This is a genomic window from Diplocloster modestus (assembly GCF_019042245.1).
Taxonomy (GTDB): domain Bacteria; phylum Bacillota; class Clostridia; order Lachnospirales; family Lachnospiraceae; genus Diplocloster; species Diplocloster modestus.
Genome location: NZ_JAHQCX010000009.1, coordinates 73,094 through 98,644, shown reverse-complemented (window position 1 = coordinate 98,644; position 25,551 = coordinate 73,094). Strand labels below are relative to the sequence as shown.

Below are 25,551 nucleotides of genomic sequence, written 5' to 3'. Positions count from 1 at the left end.
ATTACTCCTCTGCCGCGGCAGGCCCGTCTGCCGTATCCATCAGCTGTATCTGCACTTTCATTCCTTCAGATACCGACTCCGGAGAATTGACAATCTGCATCTCCTCCGTCAGTTGATCGGATTGTACCTCCACATAGTAATCATTTTCCAGCCCTTTCGTCACAGGAATCTTCTGGATATGGTACAGATCTCCCTCTGCCGGCACTGCCGCATACAGGTAGGAATCTCCATCTTCACCTGCCATCACCGCACTATAGGGTACCGTATAGCCGCCTTTTCCTTCCTCCAGGACGATCTTTACTTTCGCGTTCATACCGATCAGGACATCTGGATTCTTCTGGTCCAGTGTGATCTCGATCTCGTATTCGGCAGCGCTGCCCTGACCGGAATTATTCGCTCCATCCCCGCTTTTGATCGGTGTCATATAGATTTTACTCACCTTACCAATCATCTCATCACTGCTCAGGGCATCCAGTATGACTTTTGCCTTCATGCCCTCTTTTACCTTCAGTATGTCGAATTCCTTAATCCTGGCCGTAATATGTATGGCTTCCGTATCTTCGATCACCATCACCGCATTTCCCGTAACCGGAGAACCGGCCTCTGCGCTGATCGATGTTACGGTCCCGTCAAAGGGCGCCAGGATTGTCGTGTTTTTCAGATTAGCCTCCAGCTTTTTCACTTCCGTCTCCTGTGTATCCGTGTTCTTCTCAAGCTTTGCGGTATTTATAGTATCCTGGGCCGCCTGTATCTGCTGCTGCGCGGAAGCTTTGGTGTTTTCTTTGCTGTCTTCCAGATCCTTGATCTGTTTTTTCGCCGCATTCGCCTCATTAATTGCCGAATCGATCTCCGTCTGCAGGGATTGTATTTTTCCTTCCAGCGCCGTGATCCTGGCGTCGCTCTCTGCCTTTAATGCCTCATCCGTTATACCAGCCTGCGCGGTTTTCTCCGCTTCCAGTGATTTCTTCTGCTCTTCCAGCTGATCCTTTAACTGATCCGCTCGGACCCTGGCATTATTCTGTGCATCCTGAGCATCCCGAATATCCGAATCCGCCTTATTCAGCTGACGTTCCTGTTCCTGTTTCGCATGTTCCAATGTACGATGGTTCACCGTGTTCTGGTTCTCATTCAAAGCCTGAGCGGTTTTTAAATTTTTCCGCGCCGCTTCCAGATCGGTTTTAATCATAGAATCGTCGAAATCGCAAAGCGGATCTCCTTTTTTTACCTTATCCCCGGGCTTCACAAAGATCTCTTTTACATTGGACGTCAGCGCAGTGGTTATCTTAGCCGAGTGCTCGCTTCTAACCGTCCCGCTTGTATGAACAGCCGTCTCTACCTGCTTTTTACTCACCCCGGATGTCTCCACCGTGGGGACCTGTGTTCCTCTGTTCTTTGCCAAATAATATTTTCCAGCTGCCACAGACGCCGTCAGTAGTACAACCGCTGCTATTCCTGTAATGATCAAAATTTTCTTCCGCATGCATCGTATCCTTTCCGCGTATCTTTCATTTCTACGTCTCTTTCATTCAACCGGTAATCCCGGTTTCTGTAAAAAAGTATAAAAAAAGAATCTTATCAGAAAGCAACAACATTTCTTAAAGATTCTTAAATTGGGAAAGATTCTGAAACAGGCGGAAACTCCTCGTGCCCACAAAACTTCTTGCACAGGAATTTCACGAATCGCCAAAGCCGGATTGGGCTGGCACTGCTCCTTACGCCAGCCCAATCCGGCCCCATAGACAGGTTTAATTTTACAATTGATCCTTAATCTTAGAAAGCGCAGCCGCCAGGGAATTATTTATCGGTTCGTCAGCTTCCTTCTGTTGTTTCTTCATATAGTTCTGTACGTCACGTTTGGAGACGCCCGCGCCCTCTTTTTCGCGCCGGGACTTAAAAGCGTTCATCTTTTCTTTGTAGCCGCACACACAGATAAAGGTCTCGTTTTCTCCTTTTCCCACCAGCTCCATCTTTTTATGGCATTTGGGGCATCGGGCATTGGATGTCCGGGATATGGTTTCCCGGTGGCCGCATTCCCGGTCCTGACATACCAGCATTTTGCTGTTTTTTCCATTGACGGAGAGCATCCGCTTTCCGCAGACCGGACATTTGGTGTTCGTCAGGTTATCATGACGGAAGGTTCCGTCCCCGGTTTTTATTTCCGATATCAGCGTCTGGGTGTAAGTATGGATGTCTTTTAGAAACTGCTCTTTTCTCAGCTTTCCCTTAGAGATATCAGATAGCTTCATCTCCCAGGCGGCGGTCAGTTCCGGCTTTCTCAAATCGTCCGGTACCAGCTCCAGGAGCTGCTTTGCCTTGGAGGTCAGATAGATTTCTTTTCCTCTTTTTTCCATCAGGAACGTATGGAACAATTTATCGATAATATCCGCCCGGGTGGCTACAGTTCCTAATCCTCCGGTTTCTCCTATGGTCCTAACCGCTTCCCGGTCTTTGGTTTCCATGTATTTTACAGGGTTTTCCATCGCGGTTAACAGCGCTGCCTCATCGAATCTGGGCGGCGGCGCCGTCTTTCCGGTCGTGATACGTTCTTCCTCTACCGGGAACACAGAGCCTTTCTGCAGATCCGGCAGAGAACCGACTGCATCTTCGTCTTCTTCCAGTTCCATGGTATCGTATACGATTTTCCAGCCGGCTTTCTTTACCACTTTGCCTTTGGCCTGAAACAGGTTCCCCCGAATCTCAGCCTTCATTACGGTCTGTTCATATTCAAAGGGCGGGTATAGAACGGCCAGGAAACGCCGCACTACCAGATCGTAGATTTTCTTTTCTTCGTTCGTCATATGTTCCATCTGTACGAATTGCTCGGTCGGGATGATGGCATGATGATCGCTGACCTTGGCATTGTCCACGAAGGACTTGTTTCCTTTTACCGGCCTTGTCAGCAGCGGTCCCGCCAGTTTCTTATAGGGCCCAAAAGAACAGGAGCGGATTCGTTCCGGCAGGGTATCTACCACATCCGTACTGATATAACGGGAATCTGTCCGGGGATAGGTCAGAACCTTATGGTTCTCATATAAGCGCTGCATAATATTCAGGGTTTCTTTCGCCGAAAAACCAAAACGTTTGCTGGCGTCCCTCTGAAGCTCCGTCAAGTCATAAAGTCCGGGGGCGTTGGTTTTTTTGGCTGTCTTTTCAACTGCGGTCACGGTCAGTTTCTGATTCCGAACCATATCGGCTGCTTTCTCGATCCGCTCTTTCTGAAAGGTACGCATGGAACCGTTCGGGGCCTCCTGCCAGTGCCAGAGCACTTTCCCCGCCGTCACAGCCAGTCCATAGTATTCCTGGGGTTTAAAGTTCCGGATCTCCTCCTCTCTTTTGGCAATCATGGCCAGTGTCGGAGTCTGAACCCTTCCGCAGGATAGCTGGGCGTTATATTTGCAGGTCAGCGCGCGGGTAGCGTTAATCCCCACCAGCCAGTCGGCTTCTGCCCGGGATTGGGCGGCGGCATACAAGTTGAGATATTCCTTTCCGTCGTGCAGGTGCGCGAATCCCTCCCGGATCGCCTTATCGGTGACAGATGAGATCCAGAGACGTTTTACCGGTTTTTGATTTCTGGCTTTTTCCAGAATCCAGCGCGCTACCAGTTCCCCTTCTCTTCCGGCATCTGTGGCGATAATGATTTCATTGATGTCCTTCCGGTTGATCTGGCTTTTTACCGTTTGATACTGTTTGGCAGTCTGCTTGATGACGACCAGCTCCATATGCTTTGGAAGCATAGGAAGGTCTTCTAATTTCCATTCCTTATATTTGCCATCATAAGCTTCGGGATCGGCCAGGGTGACCAGATGTCCCAAAGCCCAGGTCACCACATAGCGGCTTCCCTCCAGAACGCCCTGATTCTGTCCGCATTTTAATACACGAGCGATATCCCTGGCAACGGATGGCTTTTCAGCGATTATTAATGATTTCATACTATACTCCTTTGTCTTATTCTCACTGTGTTCCAGTATCGCATTCCCCATCATCAGAAGTCAATACTTTCCAGCTATTTTCCTCCGGCATTTCCTTCGGTCTTTTTTCCCTGCTTTTTCTCCAGCTTTTTCTCTGGCTTTTTTCCCAGACTTTTGCGGATTCAGTACTGCTTTTACCTATTTGTCTCCCGCAGAGCTTTTTGGGCGCTGTTTCGAAAAAGCAGTCCTACGGCGACCAGCAGTAAACCGCAGATAAAGTATTTTCTTTTTTATCTTCATGCCGGACATAATCCCGATAGCGGCAGCGGCCGTTATGACATCAATACAGAATGCCCATTTTATGCCCAGGGTTCCTAGTATCACGCCTCCTGCCGCGGGAGAGATCAGTAACAGGATATTGTTTATCGTCTGGTTGATCCCGTTTATCCGCACCAGCTGATGCTCCGGAACAATATCCGGATACAGCGCATTGACGGCAGGGCTCTGGAAGCCCTGCCCCATGGAACGCAGAAAGGATATGGCCATCAAAAGCGACAGGCTTTCATGACCGGCCTGGAAAGCCAGGAATGCGGCGAATGTGGCAAGGGCCGTAAATGCGTCAGCCAGCATAATAATCATTTTCCGGTTGTATCGGTCCGCGATCACTCCGGCCCACAGGGAGATCAATACCTGAGGGATCAGGGAAGCTATCGCTGACAGCGTAATCCAGAATCCGGATGAGGTCTTTAAAGTTACATACCATATGATGGAGAATCCTACCACTGATGATCCAAAGATGGAAAGATTCTGACTGATCAGAAACATTAGAATCTGCTTCTTCCAATTGTGTTGTTCTTGTTTTTTTTGCATTGTTTCCTCCATGCGTGCATTTTCCAGCACATATAGGTATCCTTTGACAAGTGCTCTCACTATATGCCCAATGGGCGGGTTCGCAGCAAAGCTGCTAATTAAGGTACTGGTGAATAATTTATTTGTTCAACCGTGACTTTTCCTCGTGTCATAAGTTCTCAGTCATAATAGGTACAAAAAATGCAGGCAACCCTGTAAAGGAATTGTCTGCATAAAATAGACGTATCAAGAATACTGTACCTGAAAGAAGCCGTACCACACATGATCCCTCATCCATCCGAAAATAAGCATAACAAAAAAATCCTTTATAGCAGAACTGCTGCTGATTTTTTGTAGTTATCTTAAACGGATAGTAAACAATATGCCGGTTAATGCCTCCTTTTGTTTCTATAGCCTCTCAATTAATACTTTTGTTAACATTTCTATTTCTCTATCATTTCTGGCGATATTATATCACGATTGCACGGCAATCATGAAGATCAGTTCTCTATCAATTTGCATTTTCTCAGATATTGAAGAACCGAAAGGCTGTAGAAGTCCGTTTGGATTGAAATTTGGTCTTTACCTTCCAGCTTCGATTGCCCCGCTGTCTCCTTCCACACATCCATAAGCATTTGGTATGCGCGGTCCAGTTCTTCCTGGCTATATTGGAACTTACTGTTCTGAAACCGGGCCAGGACTTCTCTCCATTTAGTCCCGTTATGTTTTTGGAACCAGTGATAAAGCTGACATACATTTTGTACATTTCGGTATTTGGGTTCCATTGGTCCTGAAGCGTAGATCTTTCTTAATAATGTTTCTCCTGATCGGATCCGCAGTTGTGTAACCCCATAGGTTTTCCATACGTAACAGCATACACCGGACAGATAGAGAATCATCCAAAAGAGGGTTGCCATCAATAGCGGATATAATAAAAAAATCCGTGTGATTCCCAGAATCGGAAGATAGTTATTAAGGAAAATGGTTTCCTGATGAACCCATGCATAAAGTCTGATCGGCAGCCATTCCAGGGTGTATATTCCTTTTGTAATCGCAATTCCTATGTTCTCTTCTGCAAATGATGCTATGATTCCCATAACAAAAACAAAAAGAATCAGGATAGCACTGGCCGTTCCCCATCCTGCCATAAACAACAGAAATCCGGGTTTATCAGACTCTTTTTTCCAGCAGTTATCACTCTTCTGCTGTTTTTTATCTCGGTGTATACGGCTATAGGGAATCTCATTTCGCAGTTCCCGAAGGACAAGCTCCATCGTGCATGCGTTCCGAAAAAATAATATATTTTCTTTTGTATCCAAATACTGCTTACCTCCTGGCGCTAAGTTGAAACATCCGGAATATTACCCGGTACTACAGGAAAACATAAAAATAATTTCTGTCCTATTTCGAATTCTGTTTGTATGCCGAAATACAAAACTACTAAAATTATAAACTTTTTTGAAATTATATGCAATATTATTTTAATTGCATATTTACTTATAATTTTGCTTGTATTTATAAATGTTTATTTCCTTATAAAATTACCCTAATGGAGGTGATGATATGTTTGAAATAAAAAAAATGAAATCATCGAACAAAACAATCCGGATGCCTAATGATCTGATACAAAATCTGGAGAGACTTGCATTTGAAAATGATATCAGTTTTAATCAGCTGGTGGTTCAATGCTGTGAGTACGCATTGGACAATATGGAACAGAATCATATAGATGGCCCTTCATAGATACAGGGATAAGAGGGTGTGGAGGGGACTGGCATCTCTCGGTTGTAGCGCTAAATTTTCAAGCGGCTATGCGGAGAAAGGGGCCTGTCCTCTCCCAGTTGGCTGTGAATAGTAAACATCGATGAGAAATTTAGGTGATTTTGTAAAAAAAGTCTTGCATATTTTTCTAAAATGAGTATAATAATGGATGTGGCTGTTTTCGGCCGGGAAAATTGGATATGCTGGAATAGCTCAGTCGGTAGAGCGACGCACTCGTAATGCGTAGGTCGTCAGTTCAAATCTGATTTCCAGCTGTTTGGAAACCTCTGATTTTATCAGGGGTTTTTTGAAATTTAGTGATAACATAATGTATAAAAAACAGATGTTATTTAGGGCCTTGACTAACATTTGACTAACGTTCTTTCTTCATATAATAAAGCATATAAACGAGAAACGCACTGCACCAGTTACCGGGTACAATGCCATCCATATTTTATGCCGACTTCTTCCTTCTTATCCGATCAAATCGCTTACCGTGAATCTCTCCCAAATTGTATGCCAATGAACAAATGAAGTGTATGTTCTCAAAACCATATTCTTCGATCCATTCATCAAACACTTCTTTCATCTTAGTGCCGCTGATACCTATAACCGGTTGAAGCATGTTTATTTCCATATCCTCCCTAAGGCCCATGATCACGCCACCTCCGCTTCCCGGAAGATCACATGGTAGGCTTTCTTCTGCCCATCCACCTGCATATATTCGATGTCCCTGGGATAGCCATTGTCACAGTACCACTGCCTTACCTGATCAATGACCTCCTCGTCGTATTTCCGGACGAAGGAATTTCGTACGTCTGCACTTTGAATTGGCGGCAGGGAGGATGACATTTCGTCCTCCCTTCCCCCGGATTGTTAGGAAAAATCCTAGAGCGGTACCACATTTTCAAATAAGATAAATAATATAATTTAGACGATAATAAATTTGCAATTCTAAAATATAAAGTCAATATATGTCATTTAAGCACCTTATTCTAAAATTCTAAAAATAAATAGTAATATGTAATTAAACATTGCGCAGTGTTAATAAGTTACTAACCTAAAAATGAATGTTTAAAACACGTCTAACATTTTAAGGAGGGATTCATATGAAACTGTATAAGAAATTAATGTCTTTGATTCTTAGCACGATATTATTAACGCTTTTATTTGCTACATCAGCCATGGCTTCTGAAAACGTTGAAGTTCATGAAAGATTATATCTGAATACTTTAGGGTATCCGGAAGAAGTATTGGATAAACTAAATGACCATCAGGTACACACACTATACCAATCAATTCAAGAAAACTCTAATGGTAAAATAGTAGAATATGCAGGTTCTGAAACACAAATTCTATCATTTGATGAAAGCGGGGCATTAGTTGATAAACCTCAAACTAGAGGTACCATTGCAGAGTCAGATTTAAGTATAACTGCCATTTATACAAATTATGTTGAAGCCGATTGGAGTATGGATATATCAAGTGTTGAAGTTTATATAGCATATAATTGGCTCAATACCCCTGTTGTTAGAAATAGAGATGCAATAACTATTAATTGGGACAGTAACCTCTTCAATTATATAGGATTTGCTGCTTATGCTTGTACGCTTGTAAATGGTCAAAACGTTGATATTGAGACAGTAACAACGCCCGCTTTACTTAATTCAGGTGGTCTCGGTTTCGACATACCACTATCATATGGCTATTATCCTTCATTTAACTCCTATGGGGAAGTTTTACTATATTTTATACCTAATTTTAATAGAGTATCTCACACTGTTTCTCCAATTTCACTTCAATATGCACATTATTTAGGTAATGTCTCAATTGATTTCGGATATGCCGGCCTTGGTGTTTCAGTATCTACAAATAATGCAGATACAAGAGGATATATGTTCTATTATAGCTCTGACAATAACTATGCAGTAGAATGACAATAAATTATTGTCAAATATGTTATAAGTAATACAAGAATAATAGGCCAATAATTAGCTTTTAGAAGTTAATATTGGCCTATTATATCAGAAATTTGTTCTGAAAATAGGGGGGATATTTTTGAAAAGATTTTTGTTTTTAATATTCTTTACCTTTACTATTATATATATTAATGTAGATATCAAAGCAGATACAATGACTAATAATTATTTGGAAGAACTAAATATCCCGTCAGATATTATCAGCGAGTTAAATGATTATCAAAAACAATTAATACATGATAAAATTAATAATAAAAATATCTATGATTCTTCACAATTTTTGAACGTTAAATTTGATAAAACAAGAAACGTGACAGTTGACGATAAAGATCCAGATTTGCGACTTATTTATTTCGCCTTTAAAAACTCTGATCAACAAGAAACCAACATAGTATTCTTTTATGATTGGTGCAAAAGCAATAGATTTATTAATATTTTAAATGAAGATCGTCTTGGATATAATTATAATTTTAAAAATACAAATTCTTTTGAATTCTATGGCGCCGCATATTCAAAAACAGATTTTTGTGTTAAAAAATTACTTGAAACCGAGGCCCCTTCACACGTAGATTCTAATAGTATTTGTTTTTCTTTTCCGGCAAAATACGGGATTATGCCTAATTCATTGCTTTTTGGGTGCTTTATGTTGTCTTATAGAGCAATAGATGATACCGTTGAAGAAGGAACAATTGTTTATTATCATAATTATAGCGACAAAACGGAATATAAAAAATTAATTAAATATAATATTACAGTAAAAAACAATATAAATTGGAACCAGAATGGTAGATTTATTATTGATTGTATAATTTTTATTATATTAATAGGTGTTTTTATTTACTTGTCTTTAACCGCAAAGCCGCTCAAAAAATGAGTGGCCAATTATTCTTTTAGATAGACTGTTTTAGAGGTGGAATTTAATAGTATTTTTAATTCCCACTTACAGGTTAATTTGTATTATTTCAACCTAAATCGATAATGGAATACTTCATCACGTGTGAGACCAGTATAAACACGGCACAGACCCCAATTATGGCATGACGATATTCGTATATTGTTCCAGATATGTAATAATCCATCGCTTTCAAAGCTGATCCGCCATGGAGCCAGCTTCCCTTTCTCATTAATATATGATTGACAAGACGCATGGTATGATCCATTGAGTATAGGTGTGGCCATAATACGGCTATGCTTTTCCAGCGTCTGATATTGCTTTTCAATCATCTCTGATAAAATGTCTTTCTCCATATATTATCATACCTCCATATATCTATCATATTTAGTTTTTCTACTTGATCCAATGGTAATTATTGGAAGCATCCATCAAAAAAAGAGCACCCTTTCGGATGCTCTAAATTTATGTCTTATATCAGACCACCAATCGTCTTTGGACCACAAAGACCATCTGCTTTCAATCCTGCCGTCCTCTGGCGCTTCTCCACCGCATTTTCGGTCGCTGGGCCATATTCTCCATCTTCTTCAAGTCCAGCGCTTGACAGCTCGTTTAAGCGCTTCTGTGCCCAATCCACTGTGACGCCAGAGCAGCAGATCCTATTTTTAATTAAGCAGACCCTATTTCTGATTAAACAGACCCTGATATTACAGTACACCTTTCATAACCAGAACAAGCAGTATGCAGCTGACCAGTACCAGTCCCGAGACCAGCACGATTCCAATCTTTCCTGACTGCTTACTGGAATGTCCGGTGGATTCCGGAATCAGCCTTGCTTTTCTCAGGGCCGTAACCAACGGTTTATAGATCAGCATCGTAATCGCAGCATTTAAACCGCCTTTTAGCAGGTTAAACGGCAAAAATGCCGGAATTAGTAATTCTGCAACCGCTTCCCTTGGATACCCCATATAAATCGGCGTGACAAAATAATTCCAAAGAAGCATAATTCCCGTCATCAGAACAAGTCCCACGGCCAAACCTCCTACCGCTCCGCCCACTGTATGCTTCTTCTTATAGATCACAGCCGCCGTGCACGCAAACGAACAGGATGACAGGATATTCATAATACACCCGATTATTCCTGTATCACTAACTGTGAACATTTCTACCAGGGATACGATCACCGAGATTGCCAGTGAAGCGATTGGCCCGAACATAAAACCACCCATGGTTATAATAACATCCTTTGGATCGTATTTCAGAAACAATACGACCGGTATTCTCCCGATCACCATTACCAGATAGGCGATCGCGCACAGCATCGCCACCGTTGTCAGTTTCTTTGTTCTCGCATTCATACTTTAGTCCTCCTCTGAAAAAGTTTATGGAATATAAAAACACCTGAAAGACATGTCCTCCAGGTGTTAAAATTCCAGCTTGCGAAAACTCCGGCTCTTTTACCAGCCGGTTTTTCTTAATATTTCAACACGCCTTCTTTCATCCAGACTATACTGTCGGTTTTGGAATTTCACCAAATCCTGTGCTCGAAAGCACCTGCGCTTACACGCTCGCGGACTATACCGCCGATCGGGAATTCTAAAAGTGCGAAGCACTTTAAGTCACCCTGCCCTGAAGACATCCGATATTCAAATGTTTGTTATAATTATAAGCCTCAACATATCTCCTGTCAATCCCTCTGTGTCCATTCAAATCCATCCTGGCCCACCCCGAGTCCATCCTGGTCCACCGAATCCATCCCCATCCTGTTCCATCCAACAGTTGCCGGCACCTGCACAAGCCTCTACTCCTGCGCCGCCGCGAACTGTGAATTATACAGCTGCTCGTAATATCCCCGCTTCTTCATCAGCGTTTCGTGTGTCCCTACTTCTTCGATATTACCGTCATGCAGCACCATAATCATATCCGCATTTTTGATCGTAGACAGACGATGGGCGATGACGAAACTGGTGCGTCCTTCCAGCACCTTATGCATCGCATTCTGAAGCATTTTCTCCAACCGGGTATCCACAGATGAGGTGGCCTCATCCAGGATCAGGATTTTCGGGTCCTTCAGGATCGCCCTGGCGATGGTCAGCAGCTGTTTTTCACCCTGGGAAATATTATTGCCTTCCTCGTTGATCATCATATCATAACCTCTTGGCAGGGTTCGGATAAAATGATGGACATTCGCCAGCTTGGCGGCATTGATCACCTGATCCTTCCGGGCATCCAGCCGGCCGTAGCGGATATTGTCATAAATCGTTCCAGAGAACAGCCAGGTATCCTGAAGCACCATGCCAAAGAGAGCTCTTAAATCTTCCCGTCTCATATCCCGGATATCCACTCCATCGATCTGTATGCTTCCGCCTTCCACATCATAAAACCGAAGCAGCAGATTGATCAGCGTCGTCTTTCCGGCTCCGGTCGGGCCGACGATGGCAACCATCTGACCTGCTTTAATCTGAGCATTCAGATTCTGCACCACCGGCGTATCCCCATAGCCAAAGGTTACATTATCAAAGGTTACATTTCCCTTAACCTGGCTTAGCTGAACCGGCGGATCCGCTTCTGCCACTTCCTCTTCCTCCTCCAGCACCTCATAGATCCGGTTCAGGGCAGCGAAAGCCGCCTGAAGCTGTGTTGACAGCTGGGACACCTGGGACAGCGGATCGTTGATCTGCCAGATATAACGGATAAATGCCTGGAGATTACCGACGGTAATATTTCCGGATATCACCTGAAAGCATCCAAGTACGGCGATACTTCCGATACACAGATAAGTGGTCAGCGAAATCAGCGGATTCATCAAAGAAGATACAAACTGGGCCTTAAACGCGTGCTTCTGCAGTTCATCATTAACCTCTTCAAACTGCCGGATCGAATCTTCCTGTTTTCCGAACAGCAGGATTTCATTGTAGCCCCCATATAGCTCCGTGATGGTTCCGTTTAACGCTCCCATGGAATCCTGCTGTGCTTTAAACTGCTTCTGGCTGCGTCTGACCACACCCCGGGTTATGATCAGGCTGATCGGGATAATCAGAATCGAGATACAAGCCATCAGCGGCTGAATGGTAAACATCATGGTGATGGCCAGGGCCAGAGTCAGAACTCCTGTAACAATCTGTATAAAGCTCTGCTGAAGCGCATTCGACACCGTTTCCACATCATTTGTGACGCGGCTTAAGATATCACCGAATTTATGGTTGTCAAAATAGCGTACCGGAAGCCGGCGCACCTTATTCTGAACCTCATTTCTTAAATCGTGCATGGCATTCTGTATCGAGTTAGTCAACCAGAAAGTGCCGACAATCTGAGCCAGTGTCTTGATCAGATAGATCACCAGCAATACCGCCAGGATTCTAAGAATCACATCAAAATGTACCCCTGCACCCGGTTCCCCTTTTAAAATATGCGATGTATCCTTTGCCAGCTGAGTCGTAATCATACCTTCCACCGTAGGGGCCAGCGTCATGGCGCCCACGCCGAATACCGCCATGAACATAGCGCCCAGAAAGCTCCATTTATACGGCGCTATAAAGGGTTTGAGCTTCAGGACAGTCTCAGCCATATGTCTGAATTTTTTAAGCATTGGCCAATTCCTCCTCACTTAACTGAGATAATGCAATTTCCCGATAGATCTGACAATCCTTCATCAGTTCCTGGTGCGTTCCGATTCCCACCACACTGCCCTCATTTAACACCACAATCCTGTCAGCGTCCACGATACTGGAAATACGCTGGGCCACGATCATAACGATCGCTTCCTTCGTTTCCTTCCTTAGCTCCCTGCGAAGCTTTGCGTCCGTCTTAAAATCCAGTGCGGAAAAAGAGTCGTCGAATATGTAGACATCCGGACGCCTGACAAGCGCCCGGGCGATGGATAATCTCTGCCTCTGTCCCCCGGACACATTCGTAGCATTCTCCGTAATCAATTCCTCAAATCCGCCTTTTTCCATGATAAAATCATAGGCCTGGGCTACTTTCGCCGCATGAGCCACTTCTTCCATAGACGCGTCTTTTTTTCCGTAACGGATATTCTCCGCTATGGTACCGCCGAACAGCATGGCCTTCTGGGGAATAAAGCCGATCGATTGCCGCAGTTCCTGGCTGGGCAGCTTACGGATATCCTCACCGTTAATCAATACGCTGCCTTCCGTGACATCATATGCCCGCGGAACCAGATTGATCAATGTACTCTTACCCGATCCGGTGCTCCCTATAAAGGCAATCGTCTCTCCCCTTTTCACAGCGAAAGACACATCCTTCAACACTGCTTCTTCCCCATCCGGATAGACGAATGTAACATGCTCGAACCGAACCTCTTTTATATCTATTTTATCCAAATCAGAGGAATCGGCATTCCCGCTTTCCGTCCCGTCTTTCTGACCGGGAATCCGTGTGGGGATGGAAGGCGTGGTCTTAAGAACCTTCGTGATCCGCCGCGCACTGACCTGAGCCTTTGGATACATCATAAATACCAGACAGAACAGCATAATCGAAAACATTACATGGAACAGATAATCCATAAAAGCGACCAGCTGACCGACCTGTAGCGAATTCTGGTTAATCAGAATACTGGAAAGCCAGTAGATCAGCATACCGGCCAGATTCATCAGCAGAAAAAAGATCGGCTGTGTAACAGACATCAGTTTGAAAAGCCGTTTCGAATACTTCATATACGACAAGTTCGCTTCGTCAAACCTCTTTTTTTCATAATTGTCATTTGTGAATGCCCGGATCACCCGGATTCCGCTCAGATTCTCCCTAGAAATACGATTGATCCACTCCAGGGAATTCTGCTGGTTTTCGCTGATCGATTCCGATATTTTAGCCACTATGATTACGCCCAGTATAATAAGAGGAATCGTAGCCAGAATCACCATAGAGAGCCGCAGGGAAGCTTTCAGTACCAGAATGATACTGCTTGCGATCATCACAGGCGTCATCAAAGCGGTCCGCAGCAGGATATTCATAAACATCTGAATCTGGAACGCATCATTATTGGTTCTGGTAATCAGCGACGAGGTCCCAAACCGGTTAAACTCACTGTGTGAAAATGTCTGGGTCTTTCGGAAAATATCATTTCGCAGGTCTCTGACCACCGATGTAGACAAATAGGCACAACAATATCCCAACAGGATCGTTCCTGTCACGCCAACCAGAGATATTACTAAAATCACTCCGCCCATCTTCCAGATATAAGCGGTGTCCTGGTTCGATATACCCTGGTCGATCATCCGGGCCACAATGGTAGGAATCCCCAGTTCCACCAAAGCAAAGCCAAATACAGAGATCACATTTAACAAAAATATTTTCTTATAATTCTTCAGGTAATTCAAAATCAGCTTCATGTCATTGTACTCCCGTATCTATTGCAAATTTTACATGTATCTTATAGCATACACTATCGGGTTGGGCGATAGTCAAGTTGTTTTTTCTGAACCGTTGCCATTCACAGCTATTGGGAGGGGACTGGCACCTTTCGGCTGTAAATCCAAACCGAACAGCAACTGGGTGGAGAAAGGGGCCTGTCCCCGGATGCCGGATGAACTCCGGTCAACATCCGGGGACAGGCCCCTTTCTCTACGCAGTTACTATAAAGGTTTGGCTTTACAGCCGAAAGATGCCAGTCCCCTCCCAAGCGGCCGAGAATGGTAACTCCTGCCGTAGCTTACAACATAAAATGTATCAGTAGAAAATATGATTTCCAATAATCTGCCCATCGATACCAGGGATGACAGTTCTAAAGTAGAGGGCATCCCCTACCGTGTTGGTCCCATTCAGGGCATCCTGGGCTGCCTGGATACAGCTTCCCGCCGCTCCCCGCTCCAGTACCATATAGAAACGGCCGCTGGAAACCGGAGTGAACTGCCGGGGCTGGGTGATTACCGCCATGACGGTGTTGGGGTAAGAACCGCTGCGTACACGGTTTAATACAACGTTGGCAACTCCGATCTTTCCCTCGTAACTCTCCCCTCCGGCTTCGCATTCGATGATGGCGGCCAGGGCTGCCAGGTCACTTCCCGGATCGATCACGTAGTCGCTGTTCGGATTGTTTTTATCCTGTTCCCTGGCCCGTCGGGCTATTTCCAGTTCCTGCTCATATTTTTGGCGAAGTTCGTCCAGGGTTCCTTCTTGCTGCTGGATCTGCTGCTCATACTCTTCGGCTTTCTGCTCCGCGTCTGATATCATGCCTTTATATTGGGAGATTTTATTCGAAGTATTGTCCACCAGTGTCTGGATTTTTTTCTGCTGCTGATCGGCTTCTTCCTTCAGGCTTTCCAGATCTGCCTGTTCCTGTGTCAGATCGACCTCTTTTTGGGCGATATCTGCCTTGGTATGCTGGAATTTTTCCAGCATAGCCCGGTCGTAGGAAGCCATCTGCGTGTAATAGTCCGCACGGTTCAGAAGATCGGCTACGCCGTCCGCCTCTACGAGAATCTCTAGCATACTGGTATTCCGATGCTCGTACATATACTGGATTCTCTTTTTCATGGCTTCGTACTGCTCTTCTTCTGTCTGTCTGGCAGCTTCCAGCTCTTCCTGGGTAACACGGATTTCCTCTTCCTTGGCCGTAATCTGCGTGCTTAGCTCCTCTATCTTGTCGTTTACCTTGGACAGTTCGCTGTTTAGATTATTCAGGTCAGTTTCCAGACCGCCCTTCTGGTTTTTCAGATCGTCGATCTGGTCCTTTGTATCCTGCAGGTCCGATTCCGTATCTTTCTTTTCCTGTTCTTTCTGCTTGATCATATCGGATGTACTGCTGGTCGCATATACTGTCAGGGAGCTTATGATAAATAAAACGAATACGAGCAGCAGAGTCACCGCTCTTTTCCATTTTTTCATTCTTTACCTCCAGTGGCACATTTGCCTCTCCATACATTTTTACGGAAAAAAGGTACCTTGTACCTCCTTATTCCTGTCTTTCTCTAAGGTTTTGTTCCATCCCTATACTACTATAAAACAAGCGTTCTGACAAGTTTTCTGCTGAATTCTGCTTTTTCTGTACAATCCGTGATAATAATCCTGAAAATCATGTTCAGGTAAAATATTGGAATTCTTTCGGCTCCGGCGCTTCGAACACTTTACCGGAAAGATAGGACAGTTCTCCTTTGATTTGCGGGAATTCCATCCTGGCGGAATGTAATAGTTGATGCGTAATCTTGTATTTCTTCCTGTAAATTTGATTGATTCCGCCATCCCCGTATTTACAGTCCCCTATGATCGGATGCCCGACAGAGGCCAGATGGGCACGGATCTGATGGGAACGTCCGGTGATCAGCTTTACTTCCAGCCTGGTCCAGTCATTTGTATAAAGCAGGGGCCTGTACTCCGTCTGTATGTAGGCGGCCTGGGGCGTCTCCTGCCGCGTGATCATGACCTGATTCGTCTGTTTATCTTTTATCAGATATCCTTCCAGCCTGCTGGATTCAGACAGTTCTCCAGCAGTAATGCAGTGATAGAATTTGTGAAGGCTCCGGTCTTTTAAAGCTGCGGCCATGACCTGCAATCCCGGAATTGTTTTTCCAGCCACAATAAGGCCGCTGGTATTCCGGTCCAAACGGTTACAGACGGAAGGGCGGATATGGCGCAGACTCTCTTTTGTGCACTGGCCGGTTTTCATCAGATAGGATAAGAGATGCTCGTTCAAAGATATATCCTGTGGTTCTGCCTTCTGTGACAGCATACCGGCCGGTTTATTCAGTATCAGGATATGTTCGTCCTCATAAATGATGGAAAGCTTCGGTTTGACATATATCATATCTGACTTTGAAAACTTTTCCAGCGTTTCTTCGGAAAGAAAAAGCTTTATTTCATCACCTTCGGCCAGCCGTTCGCTGCCGTCAGCTTTTTTCCCGTTCAGGGTAATGTTTTTTTTGCGGAGCATTTTATAGAAAAAGCTTTTCGGCGCCTGGTTCATATATTTGGACAGCCATTTGTCCAATCGCTGACCGGCCTCGTTGGCCTTTATTTTCACTTCTCTCATATTTTCCTATATACCTCATAAGGAGACAGCCTTCATGGTGTTCAGAACTGCATCCTGAAGCTCAGAAGGCTCCCCTTTGTCTTCCAACTGTGCCAATCGATCCAGAAAAGCATCCAGATCTTTGAATATTTTAATCGACACTTTATATTTATTGCCGTTACAGATATCCCGGAGATGTTTTTCCAGAAGGGAGACGTCTGCCTTTTCACTGCCGGCATAACCAATCATCGTATTACCCAGAATCGCCATGCAGTCCAAAGGCATGGTTTTCTCATAAGATGTCATTACCATTTCATATGCAACGGAGGACTTTTTCACTTTAGGACTTATCTTTTCATATAGTCCGGGCCCAAGGCCTTTCCTGGGCAGGATCATGATCAGGGATACCAGCTCCTTGCTGGCCGGCAGACAGCCCAGCACAGCGACCAGTGTAAACAGGTTGAGCCTTGTCTTGGTTGTAACATAGCCTGCGATAAAAATGATTAGGACCAGGGCGAACATGACAGAAGTCTTTAGTATCTCTATCTTCTTTTGATGTTTTATATAACCGTAATCACCTTTTTGAATTTTCAATTGGAACTCCTCTTTCGTTTCTGAATTTCTACTATTGTTAAAATATAATTCCCATCAGGGATAAAAGCACCCTGTGCGGCAGGATTTTCGCCGCCAGATGCGTGCCTTTCATCAAGGCTCCGTATACAGATATCTCTTTCCCACAGGCGGCGTCTTTTAATGCTTTGGCAACCACCCGGGGCGCCTTTGCCATCGCTAATTTTTTTACATAAGCCGTCTGCCCTTTCTGCTCCGCCACATCAAAAAATTCTGTATCCACCGGACCTGGGCATACCGCAGTTACTGTAATCTTTTTGTCTCTGAGTTCCCTCCCCAGTGCCCTGGAAAAACTGAGCACATAGGATTTGCTGGCTGCATAGACCGCAAAATTCGGCTGGGGTAAAAACGCCGCGGAGGAGGCCAGCTGGATAATACGGCCGTTAGGGAGCATATAGGGCAGGCAGGCGTAGGTGACAGCCGTGAGTCCCCGGCAGTTTAACTCGATCATCCCTGCATTGTCCTGATAAGTGAGCTCCTGAAAATGCCCGATTTTTCCATAACCGGCTGCATTGACCAGCAGCTTGATCTTCGGCTTTTTTTCATATAACATTCTCTCCAAGTCCCAGATCGAACGCTCTTTCGTCAAATCATAGTCCAAAATCCGAAGCCGGACCGGTGTCTGAGATTTTAACTCCTCCAGCCTCTCTTTTCTTCTGGCAATCACCCATATTTCCTGAAGCTTCGGATATTTTTCAGCAATCTGCCGTACGAATTCCCGTCCCATACCGGAAGACGCACCCGTAATTACCGCTATCACCATTTTAACACCTCCTGTAATATTTTTATGTCAACCTCATTACTTATTCAGAATTTTTTCTTATGAACATTACGAATTGTTTTCTTGTTCTGATTTTTCACCCCTTGCGTCTTCACGCCTTGATAATCATCCTTCTGTACTCTACTTCCCGTAGATTTATTTTTTGGAGACTTGTCTGCTGGAGCTATCTTCCCCGAAGTTTTCCCTGTCGAAGACCTGCTTGCCGAGGCATTTTTTCCAGAAGAATTCCTCATTGCAGAATTTCTTCCCAGATCCTTTCGCACCGCATCAGATCCTCCAGGTTTTCTGCCCTGCTGCGCGTTCTTGCGGGGCCGGATCAGACAATTCTTCTCATATCCGATTAAATCGGTTCTGCCGGCAATTGTCAAGGCCTCTTCCACAAGATCATAATTTTTCGGGTTCCGATATTGGATCAAAGCTCTCTGGAGCGCCTTTTCATGGGGATTTACCGGCACATACACCGGCTCCTTCGTCCTGGGATCGATCCCCGTATAATACATGCAGGTGGACAGCGTAGACGGAGTCGGATAGAAATCCTGGACCTGCTCCGGCATATAGCCCAGATCCCGCAGGAACTCCGCCAGTTTTACCGCTTCCTTCATCGTACATCCCGGATGGGAAGACATCAGATAGGGAACCAGATACTGCTTTTTCCCAAGCTTCTCATTGATCCGGCGGTACCGGTCGGCAAAACGGACATAGACATCATGGGGCGGTTTTCCCATTTTTGCCAGCACTGCGTCTGATACGTGCTCCGGCGCCACTTTCAGCTGGCCGCTGACATGATATTCACACAGCTCTTTTAAAAATCCCTCATCCCGGTCCGCCAGCACATAGTCAAAACGGATTCCCGAGCGGATAAACACCTTTTTCACACCTGGAATCTCACGAAGCCTGCGCAATAGCGTCCGGTAATCCGAATGATCCGCTTTCAGATTCGGGCAGGGCTTCGGGAACAGGCACTGCCGCTCCTTACATACTCCTTTGGTCAGCTGTTTTTCACAGGAAGGCTGTCTGAAATCAGCGGTGGGGCCGCCCACATCATGGATATACCCTTTAAAATCCGGTTCCTGCGTCAGCTCCAGCGCTTCCTTAAGAATAGATTCGTGGCTTCTGGTCTGCACGATGCGTCCCTGGTGAAAAGTCAGCGCACAGAAACTACATCCTCCGAAGCAGCCTCTGTTGCTGATCAGGCTGAATTTCACTTCTGCGATTGCCGGCACGCCGCCGTCTTTTTCATAGGAAGGATGATAAGATTTCATATAAGGCAGCGCGTAGATATCATCCATCTCTGTCTGGGACAGAGGCTTGGAAGGCGGATTCTGAACCACATACAGATGATCGGAGTATGGTTCTGCCAGCCTTTTTCCGGTAAACGGATCTGTATTGCAATATTGTGTATAAAAGCTTTCCGCATATTTCCTCTTATCCGCGGCCAGCTCCTCAAAGGAAGGCAGCACCTGGCAGTCATATACGGAAGACAGATCTTTGGTCCGGTAGACCGTCCCGTCGATATAAGTGATATCCTTCACCGCGATTCCCGCGTTCAGGGCATCTGCGATTTCCACAACAGAACGCTCCCCCATACCATAAGAGATGAGATCTGCGCCGGAGTCCAGCAGTATGGAACGCTTCATCCGGTTGGACCAGTAATCATAATGAGCCAGCCTTCGAAGGCTGGCTTCGATCCCGCCGATGATCACGGGGGTTTTCTTATAGACCTGCCGGATCAGGTTACAGTAGACCACCGCCGCATAGTCCGGTCTTTTCCCCATGATACCGCCCGGCGTGTAGGAGTCCGCGCTCCGCCGTTTCTTAGACACCGTGTAATGGTTTACCATGGAATCCATATTGCCGCCCGACACCAGAAAGGCCAGCCTTGGCTCACCATAAACCGCGATACTCTCTTTTTCTTTCCAGTCGGGCTGGGAAATGATACCCACCCGGTAGCCATGTGACTCCAGAATCCGGCTGATAATGGCAGAACCGAAAGAAGGATGATCGATATAGGCATCCCCAATTATATAGACAAAATCAAACTGCCGGATTCCTCTCGCCTCCATCTCGGCTCTGGAAACCGGCAGGTAGTTCTTTTCATTTATCATGTGTCTGTACCTCATAAGTATTATTATGCGTCAGTACCTCATAGGTTTGATCAAAGATATCGTCATAGGTCCGGATATAATAGTCGGCCAGCTGCTTTTTCTGCGTCCTTAAATGCGCGCTGAAATCATCCTCCACCGCACATACCCGCATACCCGCATTTTTCCCGGCCAGGATCCCTTTGGGCACATCCTCGAAGACCAGACAGCTCTTTGCCTCCACCTGAAGCTCGCCGGCCACTTTCAGGTAGATGTCCGGAGCCGGTTTCCCGTGGGCCACGCTGCATCCGGTCAGGATCACGTCGAAGAACTCTCCCATCCGGTTTCCTTTCATCGCCGCATCTACCAGATCCATGGAATTACTGGTCGCGATACCTGTCCTGATCTTGTGTTCCTTCAGATACTTAAGGAAGCGGAAAGCACCGTCCTTGGGCGGCACCTGGCTTTCATACTTATCCATGGCCATCCGGATCCAGTCCGACTTGATTTCTTCCAGAGACAGCGGAATTCCGATGACCTCCTTAAAGTATCCGGCGGTTTCCGTAAAACTCATTCCTTCTATATCATCCTGAAGCCCTTGGGGCAGCAAAATGCCGAAACGGTCCAGGTATTCGATATCAATTTCCTTCCACATCCACATAGAATCAATCAGGGTTCCGTCCAGATCGAAAATAACCGCGTTTATTTCTTGTAACAAAGTAATCTGTTCCTTTCCTCTTCCGTCAAATTCCGGTACTCGCCCGGCTTAAGGTCTTGATCCAGCAGCAGGCTTCCCATCGAAAGTCTCTTTAAATATACCACAGTTCTTCCCACTGCTTCAAACATTCTTTTCACCTGGTGGAATTTACCTTCACAGATCGTCAACTCCACCAGGGCGTCATGCTCAGCTGACTTCAGGATCCGCAGATCCGCCGGAAGTGCCGGGCGTTCTTCTCCAATATTAACGCCCTCCTGAAACAGCCGGATATGGTCCTGGGTCACCGGTCCATCGATCCTGGCCAGATAAGTTTTCGGTACATGGTGTTTCGGTGACAGCAGGCGGTGGGCCAGTTCGCCGTCATTGGTGATCAGCAGCAACCCTTCCGTATCCTTATCCAGTCTCCCCACGGGAAAGAGATCCCGGCGGCTGGAACCGGTAATCAGCCCCACAACAGTGGGATCCCTCGGATCTTCCGTGGCCGAAACACAACCGGCTGGTTTATTCAGCATATAATATTCGAATTCTTCATAGTCCAATGTCATGCCATCCAGGGCAACCACATCGGTTCCCGGCATCACTTTCCGGTCCGCGGCTTTTACCACGGTTCCGTTTACCGTCACACGCCCCTGCCGTATGAAATCCTTTACCTGTGAGCGGGTCCCGCGGCCTAAGTCGGACAGATATTTGTCTAACCGAAGCGCCTTCATGACTGCCATCTCCATCCCGGATGATATTTATTCTTCAATTTTCCGCCAGCTAGTTTTCCCCACCCCAGCGGATAACCGTCCACGCAGACCATCTGCCAGGAACCTGAGGGATCAAGCGGCAGGCCGGACACATCGATCGTCTCCCCTTTCAGATACTTCCGGACCCGGATATCATCCGCAGGTAAAGAGATTGTGGCCGGAAAGGCTTCCTTCTCTAGCGCCATGGCAAATGCCTGACTGGGTTCAAAGCGTTTCTTTTTTAATTCCCCCAGATACAGCCCCGTTCTCAGGTAGTGCAGCCCTTTTAAATCGCCCATTTCTGCTGGGAGGGCGGATATCTTCTCCTGGCGCACCTCCAGAAGGGCCAGATCCAGACCTGTCTGCATTGGTCTTAAAAACTCTGCCAGTTCCGGGAATTCGGTAATCCTGTGGGCGGCCGAATCGCCCTTAGGGGCTTCCTGCGCGCCTGATCCATCCTTTTGCAGCAGCGCCACAAAATGGCCTTCCCCGTTCATCCGGTGAGGCCAGATCCTTACACAGCCCCGGATCTCCTCCCGTCCGCCCACCAGCTCCGGTTTAGCAGGCGCGAATCCCTCATACCGGCCGGTGACCGGTATCACATGAAAGGAGGGATCTTCGGAAAGCAGATACTCAATGGTACCCTCATCTTCCTCCGCAGAGAAAGTACAGGTGGAGTACAGCATCATCCCCCCAGGCTTTAACATAGCGGCCGCCTGCAGGATAATTTCCCGCTGGATCTTCGCATAGAATTCAGGCCCGTTTTTCTCCCAGCTTTTGACCATGGAAGGATCCTTCCGGAACATTCCTTCCCCGGAACAGGGCGCGTCGATCAGTATTTTATCAAAATAAGCGCCAAAATAACGCATCAGATTCACCGGCGGCTCGCTGGTAATCAATGCGTTCGGTATTCCGAATAATTCTATATTTTTAAGCAGGGCTTTCGCTCTGGACGCGCTGATATCATTGGCTACCAGGAGTCCCTGGCCTTTCAGCTTCACACCAAGCTCTGTCGACTTCCCGCCGGGCGCGGCGCACAGATCCAGCACCCGTTCCCCCGGTTTCACCGGCAGGATATTGGCCGGCGTCATGGCGCTGGGCTCCTGCAGATAGTACAGGCCCGCCGAATAATAGGGATGTTTTCCCGGCTGATCCTCCCCATCATAATAAAACCCGTTTTCGATCCAGGGAATCCTGGTCAGATGGAACGGAGCAATTTTTAAAAACTGCTCCGTACTGATCTTTCGGTTATTCACTCTTAAGCCATATAGACGCTTCTGTTCGTAACTTTTCATAAATTCATCGTATTCCGCCCCCAGGATCTTCTCCATCCGCCCGGCAAACGTACTTGGTAACTGCATTCGTTTCGCTCCTATCTCATCGTAATCCCGATAATGCCTGTGCCCGGTAGCCTTCCGCCACCTGGTCCAGCTGCTTGTCAAAACGCTCCAGCTGGTTTAAGTCATTCATCGTGTAAATCTGGTAAAATTCATCCTGTATCTTTTTGATTTCCCGTTTATTCAACACTTTATATAAGTTTTCAATATTATTCAGGATATCCGCCACAATATTCGCCTGAATCTGAAAGGAATTCTGGGCGTCCATAATCTCGCTCCGCACACTGGACATCTCGTTGTCCAGCATATCCACCGCGTCCGCTGCCGCGCTTAAGCGCCTGCGGATGTGTTCCGGTATGTTTTTCTCATATTTATACTGAAGAGAATGTTCAATAATGGCCCAGAAATTCATAGCCAAAGTCCGGATCTGGATCTCAACCTGTAATTTCTTCGGCCCGTTTATGGTCTCCACCTGATAGTACACGATGACATGATAACTTCTGTAACCACTCTCTTTGCTGTGAGCCAGATAATTTTTTTCACTTTTGATTTCCATATCGCCGCGGCCCCGGATCAGCTCCACCACCCGGTCGATATCTTCCACGAACTGGCAGATAATCCGGATTCCCGCGATATCCTCGATCTTCTCTTCGATATCTTCCAGCGGGATTCCCTTTTTTAACGATTTTTCCAGGATGCTGGATATGGTTTTCACCCGGCCTTCCACCTGCTCGATGGGGGAATACCGGTTATTATCTCTGTGTTCCTTAATCAGGTGCTTAAACTTAATCACCAGCTCTTTTACTGCCAGTTCATAAGGATCTAGTATTTCTCTCCATAATTGTATTTCCATACTACCCTCTCCTTCAGCCTATAGTATAACATGGATGCTTCACTCCCGCTACTATTGACGAAAATTTTGCATAAATAAGCATTAAAATGCATAGGAAAGCTTATGGCTTTCCAGGTACTTCAAAATCCAATAGGGATTTACACTCATCTCTGGTGAGTCTTTCGTTCGTATGTAAATTCCCACGTGCAGATGGACATCAAAATTACCGGTGGTACCTTCGATTTCGCTGTATCCGGTGTCTCCCATGTAGCCGATCAGCTCACCGGCCCGCACCTGGGTTCCTTTGGGAAACTCCCTGGCGAATTCCGCCAGATGGGCGTAATAATAGTAAGCGCCGTGAGGCCCCCTGATACCGATCCGATAACCGCCCTGCGTTAGCCAGCCAATATTTTCGATCACACCGTCTGTCATGCTGATGACCGGGTAGTAGCCCCTCTGATTCATACCGGCCATCACATCCGTTCCCTCATGCCCCCGCTTTCCGCCGAAAGTCCGCTCAAACATCCAGGAATTATCAAAGGCCACCGTCGCCTCGTCATTCACTGTGGATTCCGGTACCGGAAAATATACCAGGTCATCCCAGATCGCTTCATAGCTTTCCCGAAGTGTCTGCAAAGCCTCCGGTTTTCGTCCCCATTGGTTGTGCAGGCTGTCGGAATACTGTTCTTTTCCATAGTTTTTAAGATCCACGCCTGTCAGGTCAAATCGGTGATCCAGCATGAGAATCGTCAGCAGATCTCCTCTGGATATCCCCTGTTCCCCGCAAAATACGTCCAATTCCCCGCTTACTTCTTCGCTCAGCCATTGGTTGCGGAAATCTTCGCTTTCATTTACCGCATCATTCAGAAGGGAAAGGGCCGCGTACTCGTGGAGGGAATTCGTGCCCAGCACGGTCAGGATGCCCAGAAAAAAGATTCCAAGTATATACAACAGTAAAGAACGCTTCATGCATTTCCCTTATTTCGAAGTCCGTCCTTATTATTATATGATCAGGCCTGTCCTGGTAGAACCATACCGGAGGGATTATTTAAAGCGGCATCTTCAAAAAATAAACAATAATATAGAGCA

General features: G+C 46.0%; 23 protein-coding genes, 1 tRNA gene and 1 riboswitch. Of the genes, 4 read left to right on the top strand and 20 right to left on the bottom strand.

The features are described 5' to 3' along the window. Position 1: 1 nt before the first annotated feature. The 4 genes from KTH90_RS14070 to KTH90_RS14055 all read right to left on the bottom strand — a co-directional run bounded on the left by KTH90_RS14070 (position 2) and on the right by KTH90_RS14055 (position 6,076). A complete protein-coding gene (locus KTH90_RS14070) occupies positions 2-1,480 on the bottom strand; it encodes an efflux RND transporter periplasmic adaptor subunit (protein WP_158353855.1) in 1,479 nt (492 codons plus the stop codon). A 271-nt stretch (positions 1,481-1,751) separates the two neighbouring features. Next, entirely contained in the window at positions 1,752-3,929 is a 2,178-nt protein-coding gene (locus KTH90_RS14065) for a DNA topoisomerase III (RefSeq protein ID WP_158353853.1), read from the bottom strand. Positions 3,930-4,106: 177 nt separating this feature from the next. Then, positions 4,107-4,778: an MFS transporter gene (locus KTH90_RS14060; protein ID WP_238726953.1), complete on the bottom strand. Its 672-nt coding sequence runs from the start codon at positions 4,776-4,778 to the stop codon at positions 4,107-4,109. Between the two features lie 479 nt (positions 4,779-5,257). Next, complete coding sequence (locus KTH90_RS14055) at positions 5,258-6,076, bottom strand: hypothetical protein (protein ID WP_158353851.1); 819 nt, start codon at positions 6,074-6,076, stop codon at positions 5,258-5,260. A 244-nt stretch (positions 6,077-6,320) separates the two neighbouring features. Between KTH90_RS14055 and KTH90_RS14050 the strand changes: the two genes are divergently transcribed. Together KTH90_RS14050 and KTH90_RS14045 are read left to right on the top strand one after the other, a co-directional pair. Beyond that, on the top strand, positions 6,321-6,500 hold the full coding sequence (locus tag KTH90_RS14050; protein WP_158353849.1) for a hypothetical protein: 180 nt from the start codon (positions 6,321-6,323) through the stop codon (positions 6,498-6,500). A gap of 220 nt (positions 6,501-6,720) precedes the next feature. After that, positions 6,721-6,793: transfer RNA gene (locus tag KTH90_RS14045), tRNA-Thr, on the top strand. Between the two features lie 179 nt (positions 6,794-6,972). On the opposite strand, the gene KTH90_RS14040 is transcribed toward KTH90_RS14045, so the two are convergent. Both KTH90_RS14040 and KTH90_RS14035 read right to left on the bottom strand, forming a co-directional pair. After that, positions 6,973-7,173, bottom strand: coding sequence for a hypothetical protein (locus tag KTH90_RS14040; RefSeq protein ID WP_158353847.1), 201 nt, complete (start codon positions 7,171-7,173; stop codon positions 6,973-6,975). Between the two features lie 2 nt (positions 7,174-7,175). Then, positions 7,176-7,370: a hypothetical protein gene (locus KTH90_RS14035; protein WP_158353845.1), complete on the bottom strand. Its 195-nt coding sequence runs from the start codon at positions 7,368-7,370 to the stop codon at positions 7,176-7,178. Positions 7,371-7,627: 257 nt separating this feature from the next. Between KTH90_RS14035 and KTH90_RS14030 the strand changes: the two genes are divergently transcribed. After that, a complete protein-coding gene (locus KTH90_RS14030) occupies positions 7,628-8,455 on the top strand; it encodes a hypothetical protein (RefSeq protein ID WP_158353843.1) in 828 nt (275 codons plus the stop codon). Positions 8,456-8,576: 121 nt separating this feature from the next. Then, positions 8,577-9,371 (top strand): hypothetical protein, encoded by a 795-nt coding sequence (locus tag KTH90_RS14025; protein WP_158353841.1) that lies wholly within the window; start codon positions 8,577-8,579, stop codon positions 9,369-9,371. A 490-nt stretch (positions 9,372-9,861) separates the two neighbouring features. Here KTH90_RS14025 and KTH90_RS25475 read toward each other — a convergent pair whose 3' ends face one another. The 14 genes from KTH90_RS25475 to KTH90_RS13960 form a co-directional block, all read right to left on the bottom strand. Further along, a complete protein-coding gene (locus tag KTH90_RS25475; protein WP_408626290.1) occupies positions 9,862-10,026 on the bottom strand; it encodes a peptidoglycan-binding domain-containing protein in 165 nt (54 codons plus the stop codon). Between the two features lie 70 nt (positions 10,027-10,096). Then, positions 10,097-10,747 carry an ECF transporter S component gene (locus KTH90_RS14020; protein ID WP_158353837.1) on the bottom strand — a complete coding sequence of 217 codons (651 nt, stop codon included), beginning with the start codon at positions 10,745-10,747 and terminating at the stop codon, positions 10,097-10,099. A gap of 127 nt (positions 10,748-10,874) precedes the next feature. Continuing rightward, positions 10,875-11,030: riboswitch (FMN riboswitch) on the bottom strand. Between the two features lie 160 nt (positions 11,031-11,190). Further along, positions 11,191-12,978: an ABC transporter ATP-binding protein gene (locus tag KTH90_RS14015; protein ID WP_158353835.1), complete on the bottom strand. Its 1,788-nt coding sequence runs from the start codon at positions 12,976-12,978 to the stop codon at positions 11,191-11,193. Further along, on the bottom strand, positions 12,971-14,740 hold the full coding sequence (locus KTH90_RS14010) for an ABC transporter ATP-binding protein (protein ID WP_158353833.1): 1,770 nt from the start codon (positions 14,738-14,740) through the stop codon (positions 12,971-12,973). Before KTH90_RS14010 ends, KTH90_RS14015 begins: the two co-directional genes overlap by 8 nt. Positions 14,741-15,077: 337 nt before the next feature. After that, positions 15,078-16,235, bottom strand: a complete 1,158-nt coding sequence (locus KTH90_RS14005) for a cell wall hydrolase (protein ID WP_158353832.1) — start codon at positions 16,233-16,235, stop codon at positions 15,078-15,080. Positions 16,236-16,428: 193 nt separating this feature from the next. Continuing rightward, on the bottom strand, positions 16,429-17,376 hold the full coding sequence (locus tag KTH90_RS14000) for an RluA family pseudouridine synthase (protein WP_158353829.1): 948 nt from the start codon (positions 17,374-17,376) through the stop codon (positions 16,429-16,431). Positions 17,377-17,391: 15 nt separating this feature from the next. Then, entirely contained in the window at positions 17,392-17,949 is a 558-nt protein-coding gene (locus tag KTH90_RS13995; RefSeq protein WP_158353827.1) for a hypothetical protein, read from the bottom strand. Positions 17,950-17,986: 37 nt separating this feature from the next. Beyond that, positions 17,987-18,748 (bottom strand): SDR family NAD(P)-dependent oxidoreductase, encoded by a 762-nt coding sequence (locus KTH90_RS13990; RefSeq protein WP_158353825.1) that lies wholly within the window; start codon positions 18,746-18,748, stop codon positions 17,987-17,989. A gap of 44 nt (positions 18,749-18,792) precedes the next feature. Next, the gene (locus KTH90_RS13985; RefSeq protein WP_158353823.1) at positions 18,793-20,871 is read right to left on the bottom strand and encodes a YgiQ family radical SAM protein; all 2,079 of its coding nucleotides are present in this window, start codon (positions 20,869-20,871) and stop codon (positions 18,793-18,795) included. Then, on the bottom strand, positions 20,861-21,565 hold the full coding sequence (locus KTH90_RS13980; protein WP_158353822.1) for an HAD family hydrolase: 705 nt from the start codon (positions 21,563-21,565) through the stop codon (positions 20,861-20,863). The genes KTH90_RS13985 and KTH90_RS13980 overlap by 11 nt, the downstream gene beginning before the upstream one ends. Continuing rightward, complete coding sequence (locus KTH90_RS13975; protein ID WP_158353820.1) at positions 21,550-22,275, bottom strand: pseudouridine synthase; 726 nt, start codon at positions 22,273-22,275, stop codon at positions 21,550-21,552. Before KTH90_RS13975 ends, KTH90_RS13980 begins: the two co-directional genes overlap by 16 nt. Beyond that, positions 22,272-23,654 carry an RsmB/NOP family class I SAM-dependent RNA methyltransferase gene (locus KTH90_RS13970; protein WP_238726952.1) on the bottom strand — a complete coding sequence of 461 codons (1,383 nt, stop codon included), beginning with the start codon at positions 23,652-23,654 and terminating at the stop codon, positions 22,272-22,274. The genes KTH90_RS13975 and KTH90_RS13970 overlap by 4 nt, the downstream gene beginning before the upstream one ends. Before the next feature lie 16 nt (positions 23,655-23,670). Continuing rightward, a complete protein-coding gene (locus tag KTH90_RS13965; protein ID WP_158353816.1) occupies positions 23,671-24,483 on the bottom strand; it encodes a GTP pyrophosphokinase in 813 nt (270 codons plus the stop codon). Between the two features lie 81 nt (positions 24,484-24,564). After that, positions 24,565-25,431, bottom strand: coding sequence for a M23 family metallopeptidase (locus KTH90_RS13960; RefSeq protein ID WP_158353815.1), 867 nt, complete (start codon positions 25,429-25,431; stop codon positions 24,565-24,567). Between the last annotated feature and the right edge of the window lie 120 nt (positions 25,432-25,551).